Genomic DNA, 18,425 nt, shown 5'->3' on the forward strand with positions numbered 1-18,425 from the left:
CCCGCCAAGCCCTCGACGTATCGTCGGAAAATAAAAATTCGCCGTGATTTAAACCAGAGAATCATGAACAAGATCGGGGAGTGGTCGTGGGCGTGATCGCAAGCGGAGCAGTGGGCCGGCCGAGCCGCATCCAGCGGTACGGCGTCGCCGCGGCCGCGGTGGGCAGCGCGTTGTCGCTGGTGATGGGCTCGCCGGTGACGGCCGCGGCGAGCGCGCCGCCCGCGGTGGCGTTGACAGCGACGTACGGGTTCCAGCCCGCGATCGATGCGCTGATCGCGGAGATGCAGCGGCTGGTCGAGCTCAACATGACCTTGCCGTACGCGACGCCCGGCAGCGAAGACAACGTGATGTTGATGCTGCAGAACACCAACTACCAGTTGCTCAGCGCCGGCCTCTCACGAGTCACCCAACTGTTCAACGGCGTTTTCTTTCAGTCGCCAGAGGCGATCGCGGGCAACGCCACCGAGCCACGGCAGTATTTCGACTTCTTCACCCCCGACATCTATTACCGGGTGACCGCCGGTCTGGCGCCCGGTGCGACCTACGTCCTGCACGGCACCCTCGGCGGTGGTACGGAGCATTTCGCGATCAGCACGCAGGCCATCACCGGCGGCACGGCGCAGGCGATCGAAGACCTGGAACTGGGCGACGGCTTGGTGCTCAATCCCGACGGCACCTTCACCGTCTACATCGGACCGGAGGCGCCGGCCGGAGCGCTGAACTTCATGGACACCACCGACGCCACCGTCGGCGGCGCCGCGTCGCTGTTGATCCGAGACATCCTCGGCGACTGGGCGAAGGGTCCGGGCAGCGTCACCGTGCAATGTGTGGCCGACTGCCCGCCGTTTTTCGCTATCCCCGAGGGCGGGTTCTTCCCCAGTGACGACCCGGTGTCGACCACGCTGGCAGATTCCGGTGGCCTCGGATCGGTCGACTCGATCCTCACCACCCTTTTCAGTGCCTTCGCTCAGGTCGTCGGCCCGTTCAACACGCGGGCAATCGAAGGCGGCGCCTCGGTAGGCATGAACATTCCCGCCAACACCATGCATGACCTGGGCCCCCAGACGAGCTACGGTGCCGGCCTGGCCAGTGCGGTGGTCACCGGCGGCAACTTCGACCTGGATTCCGATGAGGCTCTGGTCATCAAGGTGCCGAACGTGGAGTCGGCTTACAGCGGCATTCAACTGATGAACGTCTACGGCGGTGCGCTGCCCTACGTCATGGCGCAATCCACGCTGAACCACACCACGACCTACCACGACCCCGATGGCTACACCTATTACGTTGTCAGCGCCACCAATCCGGGCGTGGCGAACTGGCTGGACACCGGGGGCCTGTCGCGAGGCGAGATCTTCGCGCGCTTCGAACACGTCGCCGATCCCGACAGCGTCTTGGGACTGGGAGTGACGGCTCAAGTCGTGCCGATCAGCGAGCTCAACGACTACCTCCCCGACGGCACCCCGACGGTGAGCCCCGAGGAGTTCGCCGCCGACATGACGCAGCGAGTGTTGTCCTACGGCTATGCGCTGGATATGTCCCGGATGACCGCCCAGCCCGACTGGGTGCTGCAGAACCTCCTGATGAACGGGCTGCAAGGCCTGATGGGCAATGAGAACTTCGAGGCCGTCTTCGCCAGCCAGCCCGTCACGCCGATGGAGCTGCGCTTCACCGAGGCGCTCAGCCCGGATTGGGACGCCGTGGTGCGCAGTGTCCTGGAAAACCCGATGGAAAGCCTGTCCGCGGTCTGGAACGCCCTGCCGCTGCTGGCCAGCAACATCAACCTGCCCATCGCACTAGGGCTGGCGCAGACCGCCCTCTCGGTGGTGATGCCCCAGTTGTTCATCCCCGCTATCGACGGATTGCTGTTCGACCCCAACACCAGCATCTTGGCCGGACTGCTCAATGCCCGGGACAACCTGGCGACGGTGATCCTGACCGCCAACGACGACTGGCCGACCGAACTCAGTGCCCAGGCAGCCCAGCAGTGGGCGAACATGTCCGACCTGATCGCCGACACTCCGAGCTTCAGCCTGGCCGATCTGTTCGGCTAACCCCACGGTCGCGCGATTCTGTCGACTTCCTGTGGCTCTGAAATGTATTAGCTGGGGCTTCTTGACGGCCTAGCGGTGCCTGAGGATTGTCGGAACCATGGCTCTTCGGCGTCTGAGGATGGGGATGACGGGCGCGGCCAGCGTGGTTGTGGCGCTGGGACTGGGGCAGTTCGCGTCCGCGCCCGAAGCCCATGCCGATGAGTTCGACGTCTTCATCGACCAAGTCCTCAATGCGATGACAAGTTTCCTGGAGCAGGACTCGGTCACCACGGTCCTGGGTCCACAGCTGGACACCGAACTCGTCAGCTGGCTCAACAGTCTCGATCCGATTGCCCCGCTCCACGCCGACACGCAACTGATGAGTCAGAACCTGCTGGTCAACCCGGGCTTCGAAACAGCCGATCCGTCCGGGTCCGGCTATAGCGGGGTGACCATTCCGGGCTGGACCGAGACCGGCACGCCGACCGTGATCGCCTACGGCACCCCGGTCGGATATCCGTCCCCGGTGGCTTTTCCGTTGCCGACGGTGTCGGGGTTGTTCGGCTTTCCGCAGACCGCGCCGCCGGCCGGCGGCGACAACTTCGCCGGCGGCGGACCGGTGGGCACCTCCACCATCAGCCAAACCGTCGACGTCACCGGCGCGGCCGGAACGCCGTATGCGCTCAGTGCGGATCTGGGTGGCCAAACGTGGAACCCGTCCTATGCCTCAGTGCAGGTCAGCTTCCTCGACGCCGACGGGAATGTGGTGGGCACCGGCTCGCTCAACCCCGTCACGGTCTGGGATCGCTGGGGTTTCACCGGATTTGAGGAACGCGAGATCACGGGAACAGTCCCCGACGGCGCGGTCTCCGCAAAGGTGACCACGACCTTCACCGACGAAAACCAGTACCTCGGCGACTACAACGGCGCCTACGCCGACAACGAGTCGTTCACCGTCGGCGATCCCAGCCTCACCGCGGCGCCGCTCACCACACCGACGTCAGACGTCGGCCAACTCGATCACGTGTTCGTGATCTACGTGGAGAACAAGGGTGCCGCCGACATCGTCGGTAGCCCGAACGCGCCCTACATGAACAGCCTGATCAACACCTACGGCTACGCGGACAACTACTACGCACTGGGCCACCCCAGCGACCCGAACTACTTCCGGATCCTGGGCGGCTCGGACTTCGGCATCGACTACAACTCTGCCCCGAACTCGATCAACGCCCCGAGCCTCATGCAGGAGATGGACCTGGCGGGCATCACCTGGGCCGGCTACGCGCAGAGCATGCCGTCGGCGGGCGCCATCGTGTCATCGGGCGACTACTCCGCCGATGAACTGCCCTTCACCCAATTCAGTTACGTCTACGGCAACACCCCCGATTACCTGCAGGAGCACCTGCTTCCACTGACGCAGTTGTCCACCGACCTCGCTGACCCGAGCAAGTTCCCCGGATTCACCTGGATCGCTGCCAACGAGGACAACAACGGGGAAGGCCCGGTCGACTCACTCAGCGGCGTTCTCCAGTTCATCGCCACACAGCTCGGAGACCATCAGTACAACGTCTCGGCCGCCGACCAGTTCGTCCAGCAGGAGGTCTCCACCATCGAGAGCTCGAAGACGTGGACCGACCCGAACGAGCGGGACGTCATCATCATCACCACGGACGAGGACAACAACAACCTCTCACTGGGCTTCGGTAACCAAGGCAATAACGCTCCGATGATCGTCATCCCGAGTGCGGGCGCCGTGACGTACGGGGGGATGCAGTCAGGCAACTTCACCACCGACGCCTATTACAACCAATACAGCCTGATGGCCACCATCGAAGACGCCTTGGGCCTGGCCTCGCTCACCCCCAACGACACCTACGCCCAGGCCATGAACGCCTTCTGGAAGTAGCGGCCGTCCCGAAGGCATACACCAAAAATGGTGCCCCCGGCAGGATTCGAACCTGCGACACCGGCTTTAGGAGAGCCGTGCTCTATCCCCTGAGCTACGGGGGCGGGGGACCTGGAAAGCGGTCGGTGTAGAGAACCCGCGGGGCCGTCCCATGGTAGTCCGCGATCTCGCCGCCGCGGCATTTGGGCTCGCGGCGACGCGCACGCGTCCCCCGTGCGCGAGTGGGCGCGTCGGGCGCTTCAGTCGCTGGTCGTGGCCTTGCTTCGCTGGTAGTGGCGGCGTGCCTTCATCCGGTTGCCGCAGATGGCCATCGAGCACCACCGGGCCGTGTTGGGCTTGCTGCGATCAATCAGGAACAGCTGGCAGTCGGCATTGGCGCAGGGACGTAGTCGCCCCGGGCTGGAGATTCGCAAACCGTCCCAGGCGAGGATGGCGCGCGCCGCGGCCGTCGACGTCTCACCGGTGTCCAGGGTCCAGGTGATGCCGTGGTCGCTGACTGTCGCCGAGAGTCCGACTCCACCGAGGAACGGCTGCAAGGCCTGCGGTGTCCGGTCTCCACGCACGATGTCTTGCAACGCATCCCGGACGTCGCGGAGCTCTTGGAGGAGTTGTCCGTTTGCCGGGCCGAGGTCGCGGGAACTCAACCACGCCGGTGCCGTCACCGGGTCCGCGAGTTCATCGCGTGCCACGCCGTCGATGACGGGGGTGGAGTTGAGCAGGTCCAAGAGCAGCGCCTCGTCGCTGCGTCCGGCCACCACGATATCCATATAACCTCCAAAAATCTATTGACAGGTTACAGTACGGGTGCTTGGCTCCTAACTATCAAAAATAATTTAAGGAGTTAGATATGGTTCCTACGGCCAGCTTCCACCACGCCACCGTCGACGGGCACCGGTTGTTCTACCGCGAAGCCGGACGCAGCGATGCGCCCGCCGTCGTGCTGCTGCATGGTTTTCCGACCAGCTCTTACATGTTTCGAGACCTCATCACCCGCCTGGCGGACGACTACCACGTGATCGCCCCGGACTACCTCGGCTTCGGCTACTCGGACATGCCGCTGGCGAGCGAGTTCGACTACACCTTCGACAATCTCGCGGACCTCACGCAGGCGCTGCTGGACCAGTTGGGGTTGGACCGCTACGCGATCTATGTCCAGGACTACGGGGCCCCGATCGGCTGGCGGCTGGCGCTGAACCGCCCCGACTCCATCACCGCGATAGTCACGCAGAACGGCAACGGTTATGACGAGGGCTTTGTCGAAGGCTTCTGGAAAACCGTCTGGGACTACCAGCGTGAGCAGACGCCCGAGACCGAGGCGGCCATCCGGACGGCGCTGGATGCCGAGTCGATCAGATGGCAGTACCTGACCGGCGCCCCGGATGAGTCCTTGGTCAGCCCGGACACCTGGACATTGGATGCCGCGCTACTGGCTCGCCCGGGTAATGACGAAATCCAACTCAAATTGTTCCGGGACTACGCCACAAATCCGCCGATGTATCCCGCTCTGCACGAGTACCTGCGCACCAGTGGAGTTCCGGTGCTGGCGGTCTGGGGTCAAGGGGACCCGATCTTCGGCCCTGAGGGTGCCCGAGCATTCGGCCGCGACGCCAGCGACCCGGAGATCCATCTGCTCGACGGCGGCCACTTCCTGCTGGAGACCGCTGCCGACGAGGTTGCCGCCCTGATCAAGGGCTTCTTGGTCCGGGTCGGCGGGAAGTAGCCGTCATGGCCGGCATGGCCCGACCTGCGGAAACTGGCGCATATCTTCGAAAAATAGCACGCACCATCGATCTTCATAGGAGACGAGACGTATGTCCACCACACCGACACCAGCCATTCCGACCGAACCCGCGGTGGTGCGAGAAGCCGCGGGCGGCCCCACCATGCGGGCCATCGTTCTCGACGGCTTCGGCGATCTGGATGTCTTGACCTACACCGACATCCCCAAGCCACTGCCGAAACATGGCGAGGTGGTGATCAGGGTCAAGGGATTCGGCATCAACCACGCCGAGATGCACATGCGCCGCGGCGAGTGGGCCGAGGCCGCCGAAGTCAGTGGTATCGAATGCGTGGGCATCGTCGATGCCTGCCCGGGAGGTGAGTTCCGGGTTGGTGCCAAAGTCGCGGCGTTGATGGGCGGGCTGGGCCGGACCATCAACGGCAGCTACGCCCAGTTCACTCGGGTGCGCGCTGAGAACGTCGCCCTGATAGAGGCGGATCTTCCGTGGGATCAGCTGGCCGCGCTGCCGGAAACCTATGCCACCGCATGGACCTGTCTGTTTCGCAACCTCAATCTGACCGCCGGTCAGACCGTCGTGATCCGTGGGGCGACATCGTCTTTCGGCCAGGCGGCCGCAAAACTGGCGGTGGAGGCCGGTGCTCGGGTGATCGCCACCACGCGCAACCGTGACCGGTTCGGCATGCTGTCTTCCCTCGGCGTCGAACGCGCCGAACTCGAGATCCCCGATCTGAGTGCACACATAACCGAGGCCAAGCGCATCGACGCCATTCTCGACCTCGTGGGCAACAGTACGATCCTCGACTCCTTGAACATGCTGCGCCGGGGCGGTACGGCGTGCTTGGCCGGCTGGCTCGGCGGGCTGGATCCGATCGCTGACTTCAACCCGTTGCTGCAGATGGCCAGCGGTGTCAACCTCACCTTCTTCGGAAGCTTTGTGTTCGGCACTCCCGGCTTTGCGTTATCGGATGTGCCGCTTCAGGACATCGCCGACAAAGTGCGCGATGGTCGCCTGCAAGCCGCGCCCTCGCGGGTCTTCCGCTTTGATCAGATCCGCGAAGCGCATCGCGTCATGGAAACAGGGGAAGCTCAGGGCAAAATGGTGGTCTTGGTCGACTGACGTCCAGCCACGTGGAAGGGTGCACCCATGAAGATCGCGGTTGCCGGCGGTACCGGCAAGACCGGACGCAAGGTCGTCGAGCATCTCGACAGCCAGGGGCACCACCCGGTGATCCTCGCCCGCGCACACGGGGTCGACCTCCTGGAAAACGCCGGAATCGATGCCGCGCTCGCCGGTGTCGAGGCCATCATCGATGTCGTCGACTTCGCGACCATGAACGCCAAGAAGGCGCGGGCGTCCTTCGGAACCGCGACCGAGAACCTGCTGGCCGCCGCGCAGCGCAACGGAGTCCGCCACCACGTCGCGTTGTCGATCGTCGGCGTGGACCGGGTGCCCAGTGGCTACTACCAGGGCAAGCTGCACCAGGAGGAAGTGATCCGGGCCGGTGCCGTCCCGTGGACGATCCTGCGTGCCACCCAGTTTCACGAGTTCGCCGACCAGATCCTGGGGCAGGTGCCCGGCCCGATCGCGGTGATACCGACCATGCGCTGCCAGCCGATAGCCGTCAGCGAAGTCGCCGCGCATCTGTGCACCCTGGCCGTCGGTGAGCCCCAGCAGATGGCGCCCGAACTCGCGGGCCCCCAGGTGGAGTCGATGGTCGACATGGCTCGGCAGTTGCTGCGCCGCCTCAGGCAGCGCCGACCGGTGATCCCCCTGCGGCTGCCCGGCGCGGTCGGAAAGGCCATGGCCGGCGGTGCGCTGCTGCCCGCGCACCCGGGCCCGCGAGGCCAGCAGACCTTCGCCGAGTGGCTGGACGCCCACGTTCCGGCTGTTCGGTGAGCCGCATGTCGTCACACAATCGCCCGGTGCGTCGTCAATGGGGTATGAACCTCACCGCGCATCGCCTCTGTCTGATCGTGTTGACCATCTTCGGGCTCAGCCTCGGGCTGTGGGCGTATTTTGCCCCGCTGCACTGGTACACCACGTTTCCCGGAATGGGCATGACCTGGCTGCCGGTACTGGGCCCCTATAACGAGCACCTCGTCAAGGACGTCGGCGGCATGTTTTCGGGGCTGGGCGTGCTCAGCGCGCTGGCCGTGTACTACCTGCGCAACCGCGCCGTCGTCGTCATCACGGGGGTCAGCTGGTCGACGTTCAACCTGCTGCACCTGATTTATCATCTCGGCATGCTGCACATGTACGGGCCGCGGGACGCGGTGCTGAACGCGGTCGGCCTGAGCCTGCTCCTGGTGGTATCGCTTGCGCTGCTTATACCCACACGCACGTCCGCAGCGGGATAGATTCCGGTGTCGTGATGTGCCCCGCCCGCTCCGGGCGACAGCTCCGAGGACCTGCATGACAAATGACTACGACGTCGTGGTGATCGGCTCCGGGTTCGGGGGCAGCGTGTCCGCTCTGCGCCTGACGGAGAAGGGCTACCGGGTCGGCGTACTGGACATGGGGCGCCGCTGGCAACCCGCCGATTTCCCGCCCAACAACTGGCACGTCCGCAAGGCCATGTGGGCGCCGAAACTGGGCTGCTTCGGTCCGCAGCGGCTGACGGTGCTGGGCAAGACGTTCATCGCCAGCGCCGTCGGGGTCGGCGGCGGCTCGTTGATCTACGGCAACACCCTTTACGAGCCGTTGGAACGGTTCTTCGATGATCCGCAGTGGGCGCACATCACCGACTGGAGAGATGAGCTCGCGCCGTACTACGACCAGGCTCGACGGATGCTGGGAGTGACACCCACCCCGCACACCACCCCCGCCGACGAGGTCTTGCTGGCGGTGGCCCGAGATCTGGGTGTCGAAGACACCTACCACCCCACCAACGTCGGAGTCTTCTTCGGCGACGAGCCCGGCACGACGGTTCCGGATCCGTTCTTCGGCGGGGCCGGCCCCGAGCGCTCCGGCTGCATCGGTTGCGCGCAGTGCTTCACCGGGTGCCCGCACAACGCGAAGAACACCACCGAGACCAACTACCTGTACCTGGCCGAGCGTGCCGGCGCCCAGATTCATCCGATGACGATGGTCACCGATGTGCGGCCCGACGGTGCCGGGGGTTATGTGGTCAGCACGGTGCGCACCGGCCGGTGGGTGCGCAAGCGCAAGCGGGACTTCACCACGGGTCAGGTGGTGTTCGCCGCGGCCTCGCTGGGCACCCAGCGGCTGCTGCACAAGCTGCGCGACACCGGATCACTGCCGCACCTCTCGGACCGCCTGGGCGAGCTGACCCGCACCAATTCCGAAGAGGTGCCGGTGGTGTTCGCGCCCGATCGTGACGACTTCGCCCAAGGCGTGGCGATCACCTCCTCAATCCACCCGGAGGCCAACACCCATATCGAGGTGTGTCGCTACGGCAAGGGCTCGAACCTGCTGTCGATGATGGGCACCCATCTGATCGACGGGGGGCCGTGGCGTTTCGCGCGACTCATGCTGACCATCGCACGCCATCCGGCGATGATGCTGCACAGTATGTTCCCGCGCAACGCCTCGGCGCACTCGATCATCGTGCTGGTGATGCAGTCGCTGGACAACTCGCTGACCACCTACCGCAAAAGAGGCCTCTTCGGCACCCGGATGACGGCGAAACAGGGTGTGGGCGAAACTAATCCGGACTGGATCCCGATCGCCCACGACGTGGCGCGTCGGATGGCCGACAAGGTCGGCGGGATGGCCGGCGGTACCTACCTGGACGCGCTTAACATCCCGTTGACGGCGCACTTCATCGGCGGCTGCCCCATCGGTGACTCGGCGCAGACCGGCGTCATCGATCCCTATCAGCGGGTCTTTGGGCACCCCGGTCTGCACGTTGCCGACGGGTCGGCGATCACCGCCAATCTGGGTGTGAACCCCTCGTTCACCATCACCGCGCAGGCCGAACGGGCGATGGCTCTGTGGCCCAACAACGGCGAGCCGGACCCCCGCGTGCCGCTGGGTCAGCCGTACCGACGCATCGCACCGGTTCGGCCTGTGCGGCCGGCCGTGCCCGAGAGTGCACCCGGCGCGTTACGGCTGCCGCTGTTCCCAGCCTGATCGCAGCGATAGTGTTGTCAACCGTCATGAAACCGGATGATGATGCTGGTGCCCGAACCGCGCTGGAGTCGCTGATATCTGCCGATATGCGGCAGCTCGCCGCCCAATCCGAACAGATCGGCCAGCGGTTCGCCGGTACCAACAACGTTCGTCAGACCGATTTCCGCGCCCTGCTGCACATCATGGTTGCTGAGACAGCCGGGTCCCCAATCAGTCCCAGTGAGCTGCGGCAACGCATGGGACTTTCGGGTGCGGCCATCACCTATCTGGTCGATCGTCTCATCGAGTCCGGTCATGTGCGGCGCGAAGCTCACGCCTCGGATCGACGTAAGGTCACGCTGCGGTACTCCGAACTCGGCTTGGCCACCGCCAGAGCGTTTTTCACGCCGCTGCAAGGTCACATGCACCGCGCGCTGTCCGAGTTCTCCGACGCCGAACTGCAGACTGCGCATCGGGTTGTTGCTGCCGTGACCGCAGCGATGCGACAGTTCGATTCCGAACTGGGGACCCCGTGAGCCCGTGCCGGCAGGCCCGCACCGTGGACCTGCGGGCCGGTTAGTCCGATGCCGGTCCTGCTGTGGTACCGCCGCGATCTGCGGGTCGGCGACCTGCCGGCACTGTCGGCCGCGCTGGCCGAGGACCCCGAGGTGCTGGCCTGCTTCGTGCTGGACCCGCAGCTGGAGGCCTCGGCTGGGCAACGCCGCCTGCAGTTCCTGGGCCAGTCTCTGGGCAGCCTGCGCGATGACCTGGACGGCCGGCTGCTGATCACGCGCGGGCCTCCCGATGAACGGATCCCGCGGATCGCCGCCGAGATCGGTGCGTCGGCGGTGCATGTGTCAACCGATTTCGCCCCGTTCGGGCGCCGGCGTGACGCGCGGGTGCGCGCTGCGCTCGGTGACATACCGCTGGTGGCCACCGGCTCGCCCTACTTGGCCTCGCCCGGGCGAGTCGTCAAAGACGACGGGACTCCCTACCGGGTTTTCACTCCGTTCTTTCGGCGGTGGCGTGAGCACGGATGGCGGCGTCCGGCGAAGTCCCGACCTGACTCGGCGCACCTGATCGACCCTCTCGACCTGCCGGGCGAGTCCGCGCACCGCGTGGACATCCCTGACTTCGGTGGTCGATGCGAGTTCCCTGCCGGGGAGGCCGCAGCGTCAGAACACTGGCAGGCGTTCGTCAGCAGCGGGCTGGAGCGCTACGAGCACGACCGCGACCGGCCCGACCGGGACGGGGGAAGCCGGATGTCGGTCTACCTGAAATTCGGCAACATCCACCCCCGGACCATGGCTGCCGATCTCGAACTCGACAGGCCCGGGGCCTCCGCGTACCTTCGCCAGCTTGCGTTCCGGGACTTCTATGCCTCGGTGCTGCACTTCTGGCCGCGTAGTTCCTGGGCCAACTGGAATCATGAGTTCGACTCCATCCAGGTCGATACCGATGTCGAGGCGCGCCGTCGGTTCGAGCGTTGGACGGCGGGCGAAACCGGCTTTCCCATCGTCGATGCGGGCATGCGGGAACTGCGCGCGACCGGCTTCATGCACAACCGGGTGCGCATGATCGCGGCATCATTCCTGGTCAAGGACCTGCATCTGCCCTGGCAGTGGGGCGCCCGCTGGTTCCTGGATCAGCTGATTGACGGCGACATGGCCAACAACCAACACGGCTGGCAGTGGTGTGCGGGGTGCGGCACCGACGCGGCCCCCTACTTTCGGGTGTTCAATCCGACCTTGCAGGGCCGCAAATTCGACCCCGACGGTGACTACGTGCGCCGTTGGGTTCCAGAGCTGGCAGAACTAGCCGACGCCCATCTGGTCCGGGCGTCACCGCCCCCGGGGTACCCCCAGCCCATGGTGGACCACGGTCGCGAGCGGGCCGAGGCGCTGCGCCGCTACCAAGACCTTAGTGATTCATAAATTGAATGGTTCAATTATTGAATAGATGAGGGCTATCGAGCTACAGTCGGTGGTCGACCGGCAGCACGGGGCCGGGCGACAAACGGCAGGAGCGGAGGGCGAACATGAGTGGAATCCTCTCGGCGGCAGGCGCCGCGCTGCAGGCCGTCGGGTCGGTGGTCGGTGTCCGCAACGGAACCGAGGAACCTCCTTTCACGGTGGAGCAACGAACCCGCGATGTGGAGATTCGCCGCTACGCGGAGCGTGTCGCGGCGGAAACCGTCGTCACCGGTGATGAGGAGGCGGCACGCAGCACCGGATTTCGACGCCTGGCCGGCTACATCTTCGGCGGCAATCACTCGCGTACCAAGATTGCGATGACTGCTCCCGTCGCGCAGGACCGCGCTGCTCCGGAGGGGGAGCAGATCTCGATGACCGCGCCCGTCGCCCAGCAACCCGGCGCCCCGGGCCAATCGGTGATCCGCTTCTTCATGCCGACCGGCGTCGGACTGGAATCGTTGCCGGAGCCGGACAACGCTGCGGTGCAATTGGTGCGCGTGCCCGCGGAAACCGTGGCGGTGCATGCCTTCTCCGGCGATCGTTCTCGGCGTGCGGTTGAAGCGCACACCGCCACGCTGCTCAATGCCCTGAAAGACATGCAGTGTGAGCCGGCCGGCGTACCTCAGGCGTGGTTCTACGACCCGCCATGGACACTTCCGATGTTTCGTCGCAACGAGATTGCGGTACCTGTCACCAAGAATCACTGAGCCGAAGGAGCCACGTGCGCATCTCCACCCTGCTGGGCACCGGCGCCGCAGTCACCGCGGCCTCTGTCACGAGAAGCATCGCTACCGCCCCCGCAGTGCAATCGGACTGGTATGCAGAGCTCGCGAAGCCCGCGTATCAGCCACCACGACAAGCCTTTCCGATAGTGTGGCCGCCGCTTTACGCCGACATCGCCGCGGTCTCGGCGGCCACCATCGACGAACTCAACGACCGTGGAAAGGTCGCGCAGCGCCGCTCCTACGTGGCGGCGCTGGTGCTTAACCTCGTCCTCAACGCGGGCTGGTCGTGGCTGTTCTTCAACCGCCGCCGTCTCGGACCGGCAACTGCGGTCAGCGCCGCGCTCGCGGCCAGCAGTGCCGATCTGGCGCGCCGCGCCGTCGCCGTTCGGGGGGTGCGGGCCGTCCCTCTGGTGCTGTATCCGCTGTGGGTCACCTTTGCCACGGTGTTGTCCGGACACATCGCGGTACTCAATCGCCGCCGGTGAGAGTCACTGCGGGCCGGTACGTCCCAACAGGTGCCGCAGCAGGGGTTCGAGTTCGGGCATGCGGAATTGGTGATGGGCATCGTTGAGGCGTGCGGGCAGCGCCCGCTGACTGGCGCAGGCGAGTTCGCGAGCGCCTTGCGCGCCTAATAGTAATCGCGGGCCCAGGCCGGGTACCGGCAGGGCGGTCGGCCGGTGCAGCACGCGACCCAGAGCCTTGGTGTAGTCGATGTTGCGCGCGGGATTGGGTGCGACCGCGTTCACCGGGCCGCTAAGTCCGGTGTCCCACAGGGCGCGGTGATAGATGTCGATCAGGTCGTCGATGCCGATCCACGGCAGCCATTGCCGGCCGTTGCCGAGCCGGCCGCCGAGTCCAGCTGCGAACAAGGGGCGCATCAAACGCAACGTCCCACCGCGTGGCGATTGCACGATGCCCGTGCGAACGCGCACCACGCGGGCCCCGGCCTGCTCTGCCGGCGTGAGGGCGTCCTCCCAGTCGGCCACCACATCGGCGAGAAACCCCTCGCCGCGTTCGGTGTCCTCGGTCAGCACGTCATCGCCGCGGTCGTAACCGTAATAGCCGACGGCCGATGCACAGATCAGTACGCGCGGTCCCGCGGTGGTGCCGGCGACCAACTCGGCGAGTCGCCGCGTGGGCTCGATTCTGCTGTCACGGATCTGGCGGCGGTGCTCGGCGGTGAACCGTCCGGCGATGGAAGCGCCGGCCAGGTGAATCACGGCGTCGACTCCGCTCAACAGATCACGGTCGGGCTGGTCAGGATTCCACTGCCGCTCATCGGGATTGCCGGCAGCATGGCGAACCAGGCGAATCACCCGGTGGCCGCCGGTGCTCAAGAACGCCGCCAAAGCCGAACCCACCAGTCCCGTCGAGCCGCTGATCGCCACGGTGAGGGGCGTCAGGCCCGCCTGCGCGGCACGGCGATGCGCTGCCAGGTCGTCGGCGAGCTGGCGATGCCGGTAGACGAACATCGGCCGCAGCAACGCCCCGGGGATGGGGGTGTCGACGTGGTCGATAACCCGTGTCCGCCCGTCGCCCAGATCCTCGAACTCGTGGGTATGAGTCCAGCTGAGGGTGGCCCGGGTGGGCAGCGATGCCAGGCCGTGTCCGCCGAGCTCATCGACGAATCGCGCGGGCGGATCGTAGCCGTCGGGCTGGTGCTCGGCGACCCACCGAAGTCCGCCGGGAAGAGCCAGTACGGCCGTCCCGTCGCGCAGTGAATCCGCCTCGCTGACCAGATGCATCGGCTGCCACGGCGGACTCAGCCGGGTGAAGGCACCCGGCCTCTCATGCCATGCGAAGACATCCGCACGCGGCGCGGCAACTGTGCTGGAGAAGTCCACACTCATGCCTCGACGCTACTGGCAGAAGCCGGTTACGCAATCGCTGTCGGCGAGCCTCCCGCCGAACCCGACCACGGCGTCCGCGGTTCCGAATCACCACTATGAGGCGTCACCCGAAAAGGCCGGCAGACTCGATCGCGCACACCACGCTCGGCGGATCAGTGGTTCGGGTGGGCCGCGTGACGGAGCCGGATCGCGGAGATCAGCCATTGAACGTATTGGTGACCGGGGCCACCGGCTACATCGGAGGCAGGCTGGCCCCCCGCCTGGTCGAAGCCGGCCACCGGGTGCGGGTGTTGGCCCGTAACCCCAACAAGATCAGCGATGTCCCGTGGGCCGCGGCCGTCGATGTGGTTCGCGGCGACCTCACCGAACCGGACTGCCTGGACGAAGCCTGCCGCGACATCGACGTCGTCTACTACCTGGTGCACTCGATGGGCAACCCGGGAGAATTCATCGAGTCGGAGCGGCAGTGCGCGCAGAATCTCGCTGCCGCGGCCCAACGAGCCGGGGTGGGGCGCATCGTCTACCTCGGCGGCCTGCATGCGGAATCGGACCGGTTGTCCACGCATCTGCGGTCCCGCAGCCAGGTCGGCGAGATCCTGCTCAACTGCGGGGTGCCGACCCTGGTACTGCAGGCCGGGGTGGTGATCGGTTCCGGCTCGGCGTCCTTCGAGATGATTCGGCACCTGACCAATCGGCTGCCGGTGATGACCACACCGCGCTGGGTCAACAACCGCATCCAGCCCATCGCGATCCGCGATGTCCTCTACTACCTGCTGGCCGCCGCGACCATGCCATTGGCGCGCAGTCGCTCCTATGACATCGGTGGGCCCGACGTCTTGCGCTACGGCGAGATGATGCAGATCTATGCCCACGTCGCCGGACTGACCCGACGCAGAATTCTTGTCCTCCCGGTCCTCACACCGAAACTGGCCGGACTGTGGATCGGACTGGTGACTCCTGTCCCGCCCCGGATCGGCCGTGCCCTGATCGAGTCCTTGAGCACCGACGCGATCGCGTCCGAGCGCGACATCGATGCGGTGATCGCGCCGCCCTCCGGCGGCAAGACCCGCTACCGGGACGCCGTCGCGCTCGCACTGCGCCGCATCGACAGCGGTGACGTGGAAACGACCTGGGCCGATGCATCTGCGACCGGCGCCCCCGCTGACAGTTTGCCTTCGGATCCCAGTTGGGCTGGGGAAGTGGTCTACACCGACGACCGCAGCGTCGAATGCAACGCCACTGTCGAGCAGTTGTGGCAGGTCGTCGAAGGTGTGGGTGGCGAGAACGGCTGGTACTCCTTCCCGCTCGCCTGGACGATCCGGGGCTGGCTGGACCGACTCACCGGGGGAGTCGGGCTGGCTCGGGGCCGCCGCAACCGACACGTGCTGCACACCGGTGACGCGCTCGACTTCTGGCGAGTCGAAAAGATAGAGCGTCCGCACCTGCTGCGGCTCCGCGCCGAGATGCGGACCCCCGGCGGCGCCTGGCTCGAATGGCGCCTCGAGGCGTGCGGTGAGCACACCACGAAGTTGCACCAGCGCGCGATCTTCTTCCCCAAAGGCCTTGCCGGACAGCTCTACTGGTATTCACTTCTGCCGTTTCACGGCATCATATTCACCGGCATGGCCAACAATATCGCCGTTGCCGCGGGCCGCGTACCACGAATTCCGCGCGCGGGGAGGGATGGCGCATGATCACCATGCAGCGTGAGGTGCGCAGTGACGTGGCACCAGATGCGGTGTTTGCCTATCTGGCCGACTTCACCACCACGCAGCGGTGGGACCCGGGAACCATACGGACGGTGCGGGTCTCAGGCGATGGCGGGGTGGGAACCCGCTACCAGAACACATCCCGGTTCGCCGGACGGGTGAGCTCCATCGACTACGTCGTCACGGCGCTGCGACCGGGTCGCTCGATCGACCTGCGTGGAGAGAACGACTCCGTGATCGTCTGCGACACCATCACGGTCGCCGCGCAGCCGTCCGGCTGCCTGATCACCTATCGGGTGAGATTCGCCTTTCAGGGCTGGCTGAAGTGGATCGAGCCACTGCTGCGTCCAGCCGTTACCCGGTTGCTCGACGACGGCGTACGCGGACTTCAAGGGGAGTTGCGGCGCCTCGGCGATCGGGGGATCTGAGCGTGCCGGCGATCGGCGGCCCACGCCGGTCGGGGACTACCGAACTTTGGGTGCCGAACGAACCCGACCGCAGGCGGTGCAGCTCCGAATGACTGCTATGTATGCACGAACGAAGACTGTGCCGAAAGTTCCGGCCCACAACCTGCCGACGCGGTCTGCGGGTAGGTGAGACGTGGACACCCGCGTAGCGGCCGCCGGCCTGAGTGAACAGACGCGAGAGGCTCTCGCCCGGCGCATCCGCGCGCGCCTCTCCGCGGCCGAGCACCAGAAGGCGGATCATGATGTGGCCATCATCGGTGACGGAGTCTCCGCCCTCGCGCTGGCACTGGAGATCCGGCGGGCTCGTCCGGCTACCCGGATCCTGCTCATCGGTCCGACGTCGCATCCGGTAGCGGAGATGACCCACACGGTTGGCGAGTCCACCGTGGAGGTGTCGGCCCACTACCTGCGGGAGCGTCTCGGCCTGGCGGATCACCTCGCATCGCAGCACATCCGCAAGATGGGGCTGCGGATGTTCTTCTCACACCGGGACAACGACGACATCACCCGACGTATGGAACTGGGAAGTTCCTGCTTCGTGCCCCAACTGACCTACCAGATCGATCGAGGCAGACTGGAGAACGAGCTCGCACGGCGGGTCCACGCGATGGGTGTTCAGTTCGCGTGCGGGCGGGTCCGGTCCGTTGAGCTCGGTGGCCCGGAAGGTCTGCACATCGTCACGGTCCAAGACGGGGAAGCGTTGACCCGGAGCACGACTCGCTGGGTGATCGACGCTTCGGGACGCAACCGGGTGCTGCCCAGACAGCTGGATCTGCAGCAGGCCCTCGCCCATGACTGCAACGCAGTCTGGTTTCGGGTTGCGACGGAGATCGACGTGGGGCGCTGGAGCGATGACCCGGCGTGGCAGGCCCGGTTGCGTGAAGGCGATCGAGCGATGTCCACCAACCATCTCATGGGCGATGGTTACTGGGTCTGGCTGATCCGGCTGCCCTCCGGTGCCACCAGTGTCGGCATCGTGGCGGACCCGGCGTTTCAGCCGTTCGACGGATTCAACACGTTAGGCAAGGCCAAGGCATGGCTGCGGGCACACGAGCCGCAGCTCGCCGACGTGCTGGCCGAGCACGCAGACCAGATCGTGGACTTCCGGGTCATGAGGAAATACAGCCATGGCGCGGTGAAGGTCTTTGACGGCAACCACCGGTGGTGTCTCACCGGCGACGCGGGAATCTTCCTGGATCCGCTGTACTCCTCCGGCTTGGACCTGGTCGCCATCGGCAACGGTCTCATCACGGACATGGTCAGCCGCGACCTCGACGGCGAGGACGTGGTCGCTCGCGCACAGATCAGCGACACCGTCTTCCGATCACTGACCCAGATGTGGCTCGTGATCTACCAGGGGCAGTACGCACTGATGGGCGCACCGGCGGTGATGGCCACGAAGATCGTCTGGGATATCGCGTTCTACTGGGGGTTCATCGGCCTGCTCTACATCAATGGCCGCTTCGTCGGCATCGCCGACGACCCGACATTTGTTCCGCACCTGGACGGCCTGATAGCGCTCAGCAACCGTGTTCAGCGGTTCTTCCAGGAGTGGGCAGCCCTGGACGACGGTGCGCCGTCGGTCCCGTTCGTCGACCTCTACGCACCGTTGAATTTCATGGTGACGCTGCATATCTCGATGATGAAACCCAGTCGCGACTTCACCGAACAGTTCGACGCCAACGCGGCACTGCTCCGCCGATTGGCCGGTCAACTCGCCGAGACCGTCATCGTGGAGAAGTCTCTGGATTTCGACGACGACAACGTCATGAGGCAGGTCCAGGAGTGGCAACAGGATCCACTGCTACGCCAACTGCGGTCAGCGTACCGGCGTGGCCAGGAGACCGAGCCGCTGAGCGCGGGCTGGATCGTCACGACGTCGCCCAAACTTCAACCGACCTGATTGGCGAATGGTCAGCCGATCACCGAATCACCGCACGCGAGAACAGGAG

General features: G+C 65.6%; 16 protein-coding genes and 1 tRNA gene. 14 read left to right on the forward strand and 3 right to left on the reverse strand.

Translation table 11 applies throughout. The features are described 5' to 3' along the window. The first annotated feature begins 86 nt into the window (after positions 1-86). Complete coding sequence (locus tag LI94_RS06915) at positions 87-2,051, forward strand: hypothetical protein (RefSeq protein WP_046300753.1); 1,965 nt, start codon at positions 87-89, stop codon at positions 2,049-2,051. Positions 2,052-2,175: 124 nt separating this feature from the next. Next, on the forward strand, positions 2,176-3,936 hold the full coding sequence (locus LI94_RS06920; protein WP_192830930.1) for an alkaline phosphatase family protein: 1,761 nt from the start codon (positions 2,176-2,178) through the stop codon (positions 3,934-3,936). A 28-nt stretch (positions 3,937-3,964) separates the two neighbouring features. Here LI94_RS06920 and LI94_RS06925 read toward each other — a convergent pair. Together LI94_RS06925 and LI94_RS06930 are read right to left on the reverse strand one after the other, a co-directional pair. After that, a tRNA-Arg gene (locus tag LI94_RS06925) sits at positions 3,965-4,040 on the reverse strand. A 135-nt stretch (positions 4,041-4,175) separates the two neighbouring features. Continuing rightward, positions 4,176-4,703 carry a CGNR zinc finger domain-containing protein gene (locus tag LI94_RS06930; RefSeq protein WP_046300733.1) on the reverse strand — a complete coding sequence of 176 codons (528 nt, stop codon included), beginning with the start codon at positions 4,701-4,703 and terminating at the stop codon, positions 4,176-4,178. A gap of 80 nt (positions 4,704-4,783) precedes the next feature. Between LI94_RS06930 and LI94_RS06935 the strand changes: the two genes are divergently transcribed. The 9 genes from LI94_RS06935 to LI94_RS06975 all read left to right on the forward strand — a co-directional run bounded on the left by LI94_RS06935 (position 4,784) and on the right by LI94_RS06975 (position 12,932). Continuing rightward, a complete protein-coding gene (locus LI94_RS06935) occupies positions 4,784-5,656 on the forward strand; it encodes an alpha/beta fold hydrolase (RefSeq protein WP_024441819.1) in 873 nt (290 codons plus the stop codon). Positions 5,657-5,747: 91 nt separating this feature from the next. Further along, positions 5,748-6,794, forward strand: coding sequence for a zinc-binding alcohol dehydrogenase family protein (locus LI94_RS06940; RefSeq protein ID WP_046300734.1), 1,047 nt, complete (start codon positions 5,748-5,750; stop codon positions 6,792-6,794). 27 nt (positions 6,795-6,821) lie between these two features. After that, complete coding sequence (locus tag LI94_RS06945) at positions 6,822-7,574, forward strand: NAD(P)H-binding protein (protein WP_046300735.1); 753 nt, start codon at positions 6,822-6,824, stop codon at positions 7,572-7,574. Between the two features lie 5 nt (positions 7,575-7,579). Continuing rightward, positions 7,580-8,035 carry a hypothetical protein gene (locus tag LI94_RS06950; protein WP_239651167.1) on the forward strand — a complete coding sequence of 152 codons (456 nt, stop codon included), beginning with the start codon at positions 7,580-7,582 and terminating at the stop codon, positions 8,033-8,035. 55 nt (positions 8,036-8,090) lie between these two features. Beyond that, positions 8,091-9,770: a GMC family oxidoreductase gene (locus LI94_RS06955; RefSeq protein WP_046300737.1), complete on the forward strand. Its 1,680-nt coding sequence runs from the start codon at positions 8,091-8,093 to the stop codon at positions 9,768-9,770. A gap of 26 nt (positions 9,771-9,796) precedes the next feature. Then, positions 9,797-10,285, forward strand: a complete 489-nt coding sequence (locus LI94_RS06960; protein WP_046300738.1) for a MarR family transcriptional regulator — start codon at positions 9,797-9,799, stop codon at positions 10,283-10,285. A gap of 48 nt (positions 10,286-10,333) precedes the next feature. After that, positions 10,334-11,683: a deoxyribodipyrimidine photo-lyase gene (locus LI94_RS06965; RefSeq protein WP_046300739.1), complete on the forward strand. Its 1,350-nt coding sequence runs from the start codon at positions 10,334-10,336 to the stop codon at positions 11,681-11,683. A gap of 104 nt (positions 11,684-11,787) precedes the next feature. Then, positions 11,788-12,429 carry a heme-binding protein gene (locus tag LI94_RS06970; protein ID WP_046300740.1) on the forward strand — a complete coding sequence of 214 codons (642 nt, stop codon included), beginning with the start codon at positions 11,788-11,790 and terminating at the stop codon, positions 12,427-12,429. 14 nt (positions 12,430-12,443) lie between these two features. Further along, a complete protein-coding gene (locus LI94_RS06975; protein WP_046300741.1) occupies positions 12,444-12,932 on the forward strand; it encodes a TspO/MBR family protein in 489 nt (162 codons plus the stop codon). Positions 12,933-12,935: 3 nt separating this feature from the next. Here LI94_RS06975 and LI94_RS06980 read toward each other — a convergent pair whose 3' ends face one another. Next, positions 12,936-14,297 carry a TIGR01777 family oxidoreductase gene (locus tag LI94_RS06980; RefSeq protein ID WP_024441809.1) on the reverse strand — a complete coding sequence of 454 codons (1,362 nt, stop codon included), beginning with the start codon at positions 14,295-14,297 and terminating at the stop codon, positions 12,936-12,938. A 173-nt stretch (positions 14,298-14,470) separates the two neighbouring features. Here LI94_RS06980 and LI94_RS06985 point away from each other — a divergent pair, with 173 nt between their 5' ends. The 3 genes from LI94_RS06985 (at position 14,471) to LI94_RS06995 (ending at position 18,376) form a co-directional block, all read left to right on the forward strand. After that, positions 14,471-15,991: an SDR family oxidoreductase gene (locus LI94_RS06985; RefSeq protein WP_239651168.1), complete on the forward strand. Its 1,521-nt coding sequence runs from the start codon at positions 14,471-14,473 to the stop codon at positions 15,989-15,991. Continuing rightward, positions 15,988-16,434 carry an SRPBCC family protein gene (locus tag LI94_RS06990; protein WP_046300742.1) on the forward strand — a complete coding sequence of 149 codons (447 nt, stop codon included), beginning with the start codon at positions 15,988-15,990 and terminating at the stop codon, positions 16,432-16,434. Before LI94_RS06985 ends, LI94_RS06990 begins: the two co-directional genes overlap by 4 nt. A gap of 172 nt (positions 16,435-16,606) precedes the next feature. Further along, positions 16,607-18,376, forward strand: a complete 1,770-nt coding sequence (locus tag LI94_RS06995; protein ID WP_052739890.1) for a tryptophan 7-halogenase — start codon at positions 16,607-16,609, stop codon at positions 18,374-18,376. The last annotated feature ends 49 nt before the right edge of the window (positions 18,377-18,425 follow it).

This window comes from Mycobacterium sp. UM_Kg27 (assembly GCF_000972905.1).
In the GTDB taxonomy this organism is placed as follows: domain Bacteria; phylum Actinomycetota; class Actinomycetes; order Mycobacteriales; family Mycobacteriaceae; genus Mycobacterium.

Coding starts and splice junctions, on each gene's coding strand:
- LI94_RS06920 (WP_192830930.1), top strand. CDS start 2,176: ATGACGGGCGCGGCCAGCGTGGTTGTGGCGCTGGGACTGGGGCAGTTC.
- LI94_RS06930 (WP_046300733.1), bottom strand. CDS start 4,703: ATGGATATCGTGGTGGCCGGACGCAGCGACGAGGCGCTGCTCTTGGAC.
- LI94_RS06935 (WP_024441819.1), top strand. CDS start 4,784: ATGGTTCCTACGGCCAGCTTCCACCACGCCACCGTCGACGGGCACCGG.
- LI94_RS06940 (WP_046300734.1), top strand. CDS start 5,748: ATGTCCACCACACCGACACCAGCCATTCCGACCGAACCCGCGGTGGTG.
- LI94_RS06945 (WP_046300735.1), top strand. CDS start 6,822: ATGAAGATCGCGGTTGCCGGCGGTACCGGCAAGACCGGACGCAAGGTC.
- LI94_RS06950 (WP_239651167.1), top strand. CDS start 7,580: ATGTCGTCACACAATCGCCCGGTGCGTCGTCAATGGGGTATGAACCTC.
- LI94_RS06955 (WP_046300737.1), top strand. CDS start 8,091: ATGACAAATGACTACGACGTCGTGGTGATCGGCTCCGGGTTCGGGGGC.
- LI94_RS06960 (WP_046300738.1), top strand. CDS start 9,797: ATGAAACCGGATGATGATGCTGGTGCCCGAACCGCGCTGGAGTCGCTG.
- LI94_RS06965 (WP_046300739.1), top strand. CDS start 10,334: ATGCCGGTCCTGCTGTGGTACCGCCGCGATCTGCGGGTCGGCGACCTG.
- LI94_RS06970 (WP_046300740.1), top strand. CDS start 11,788: ATGAGTGGAATCCTCTCGGCGGCAGGCGCCGCGCTGCAGGCCGTCGGG.
- LI94_RS06980 (WP_024441809.1), bottom strand. CDS start 14,297: ATGAGTGTGGACTTCTCCAGCACAGTTGCCGCGCCGCGTGCGGATGTC.
- LI94_RS06990 (WP_046300742.1), top strand. CDS start 15,988: ATGATCACCATGCAGCGTGAGGTGCGCAGTGACGTGGCACCAGATGCG.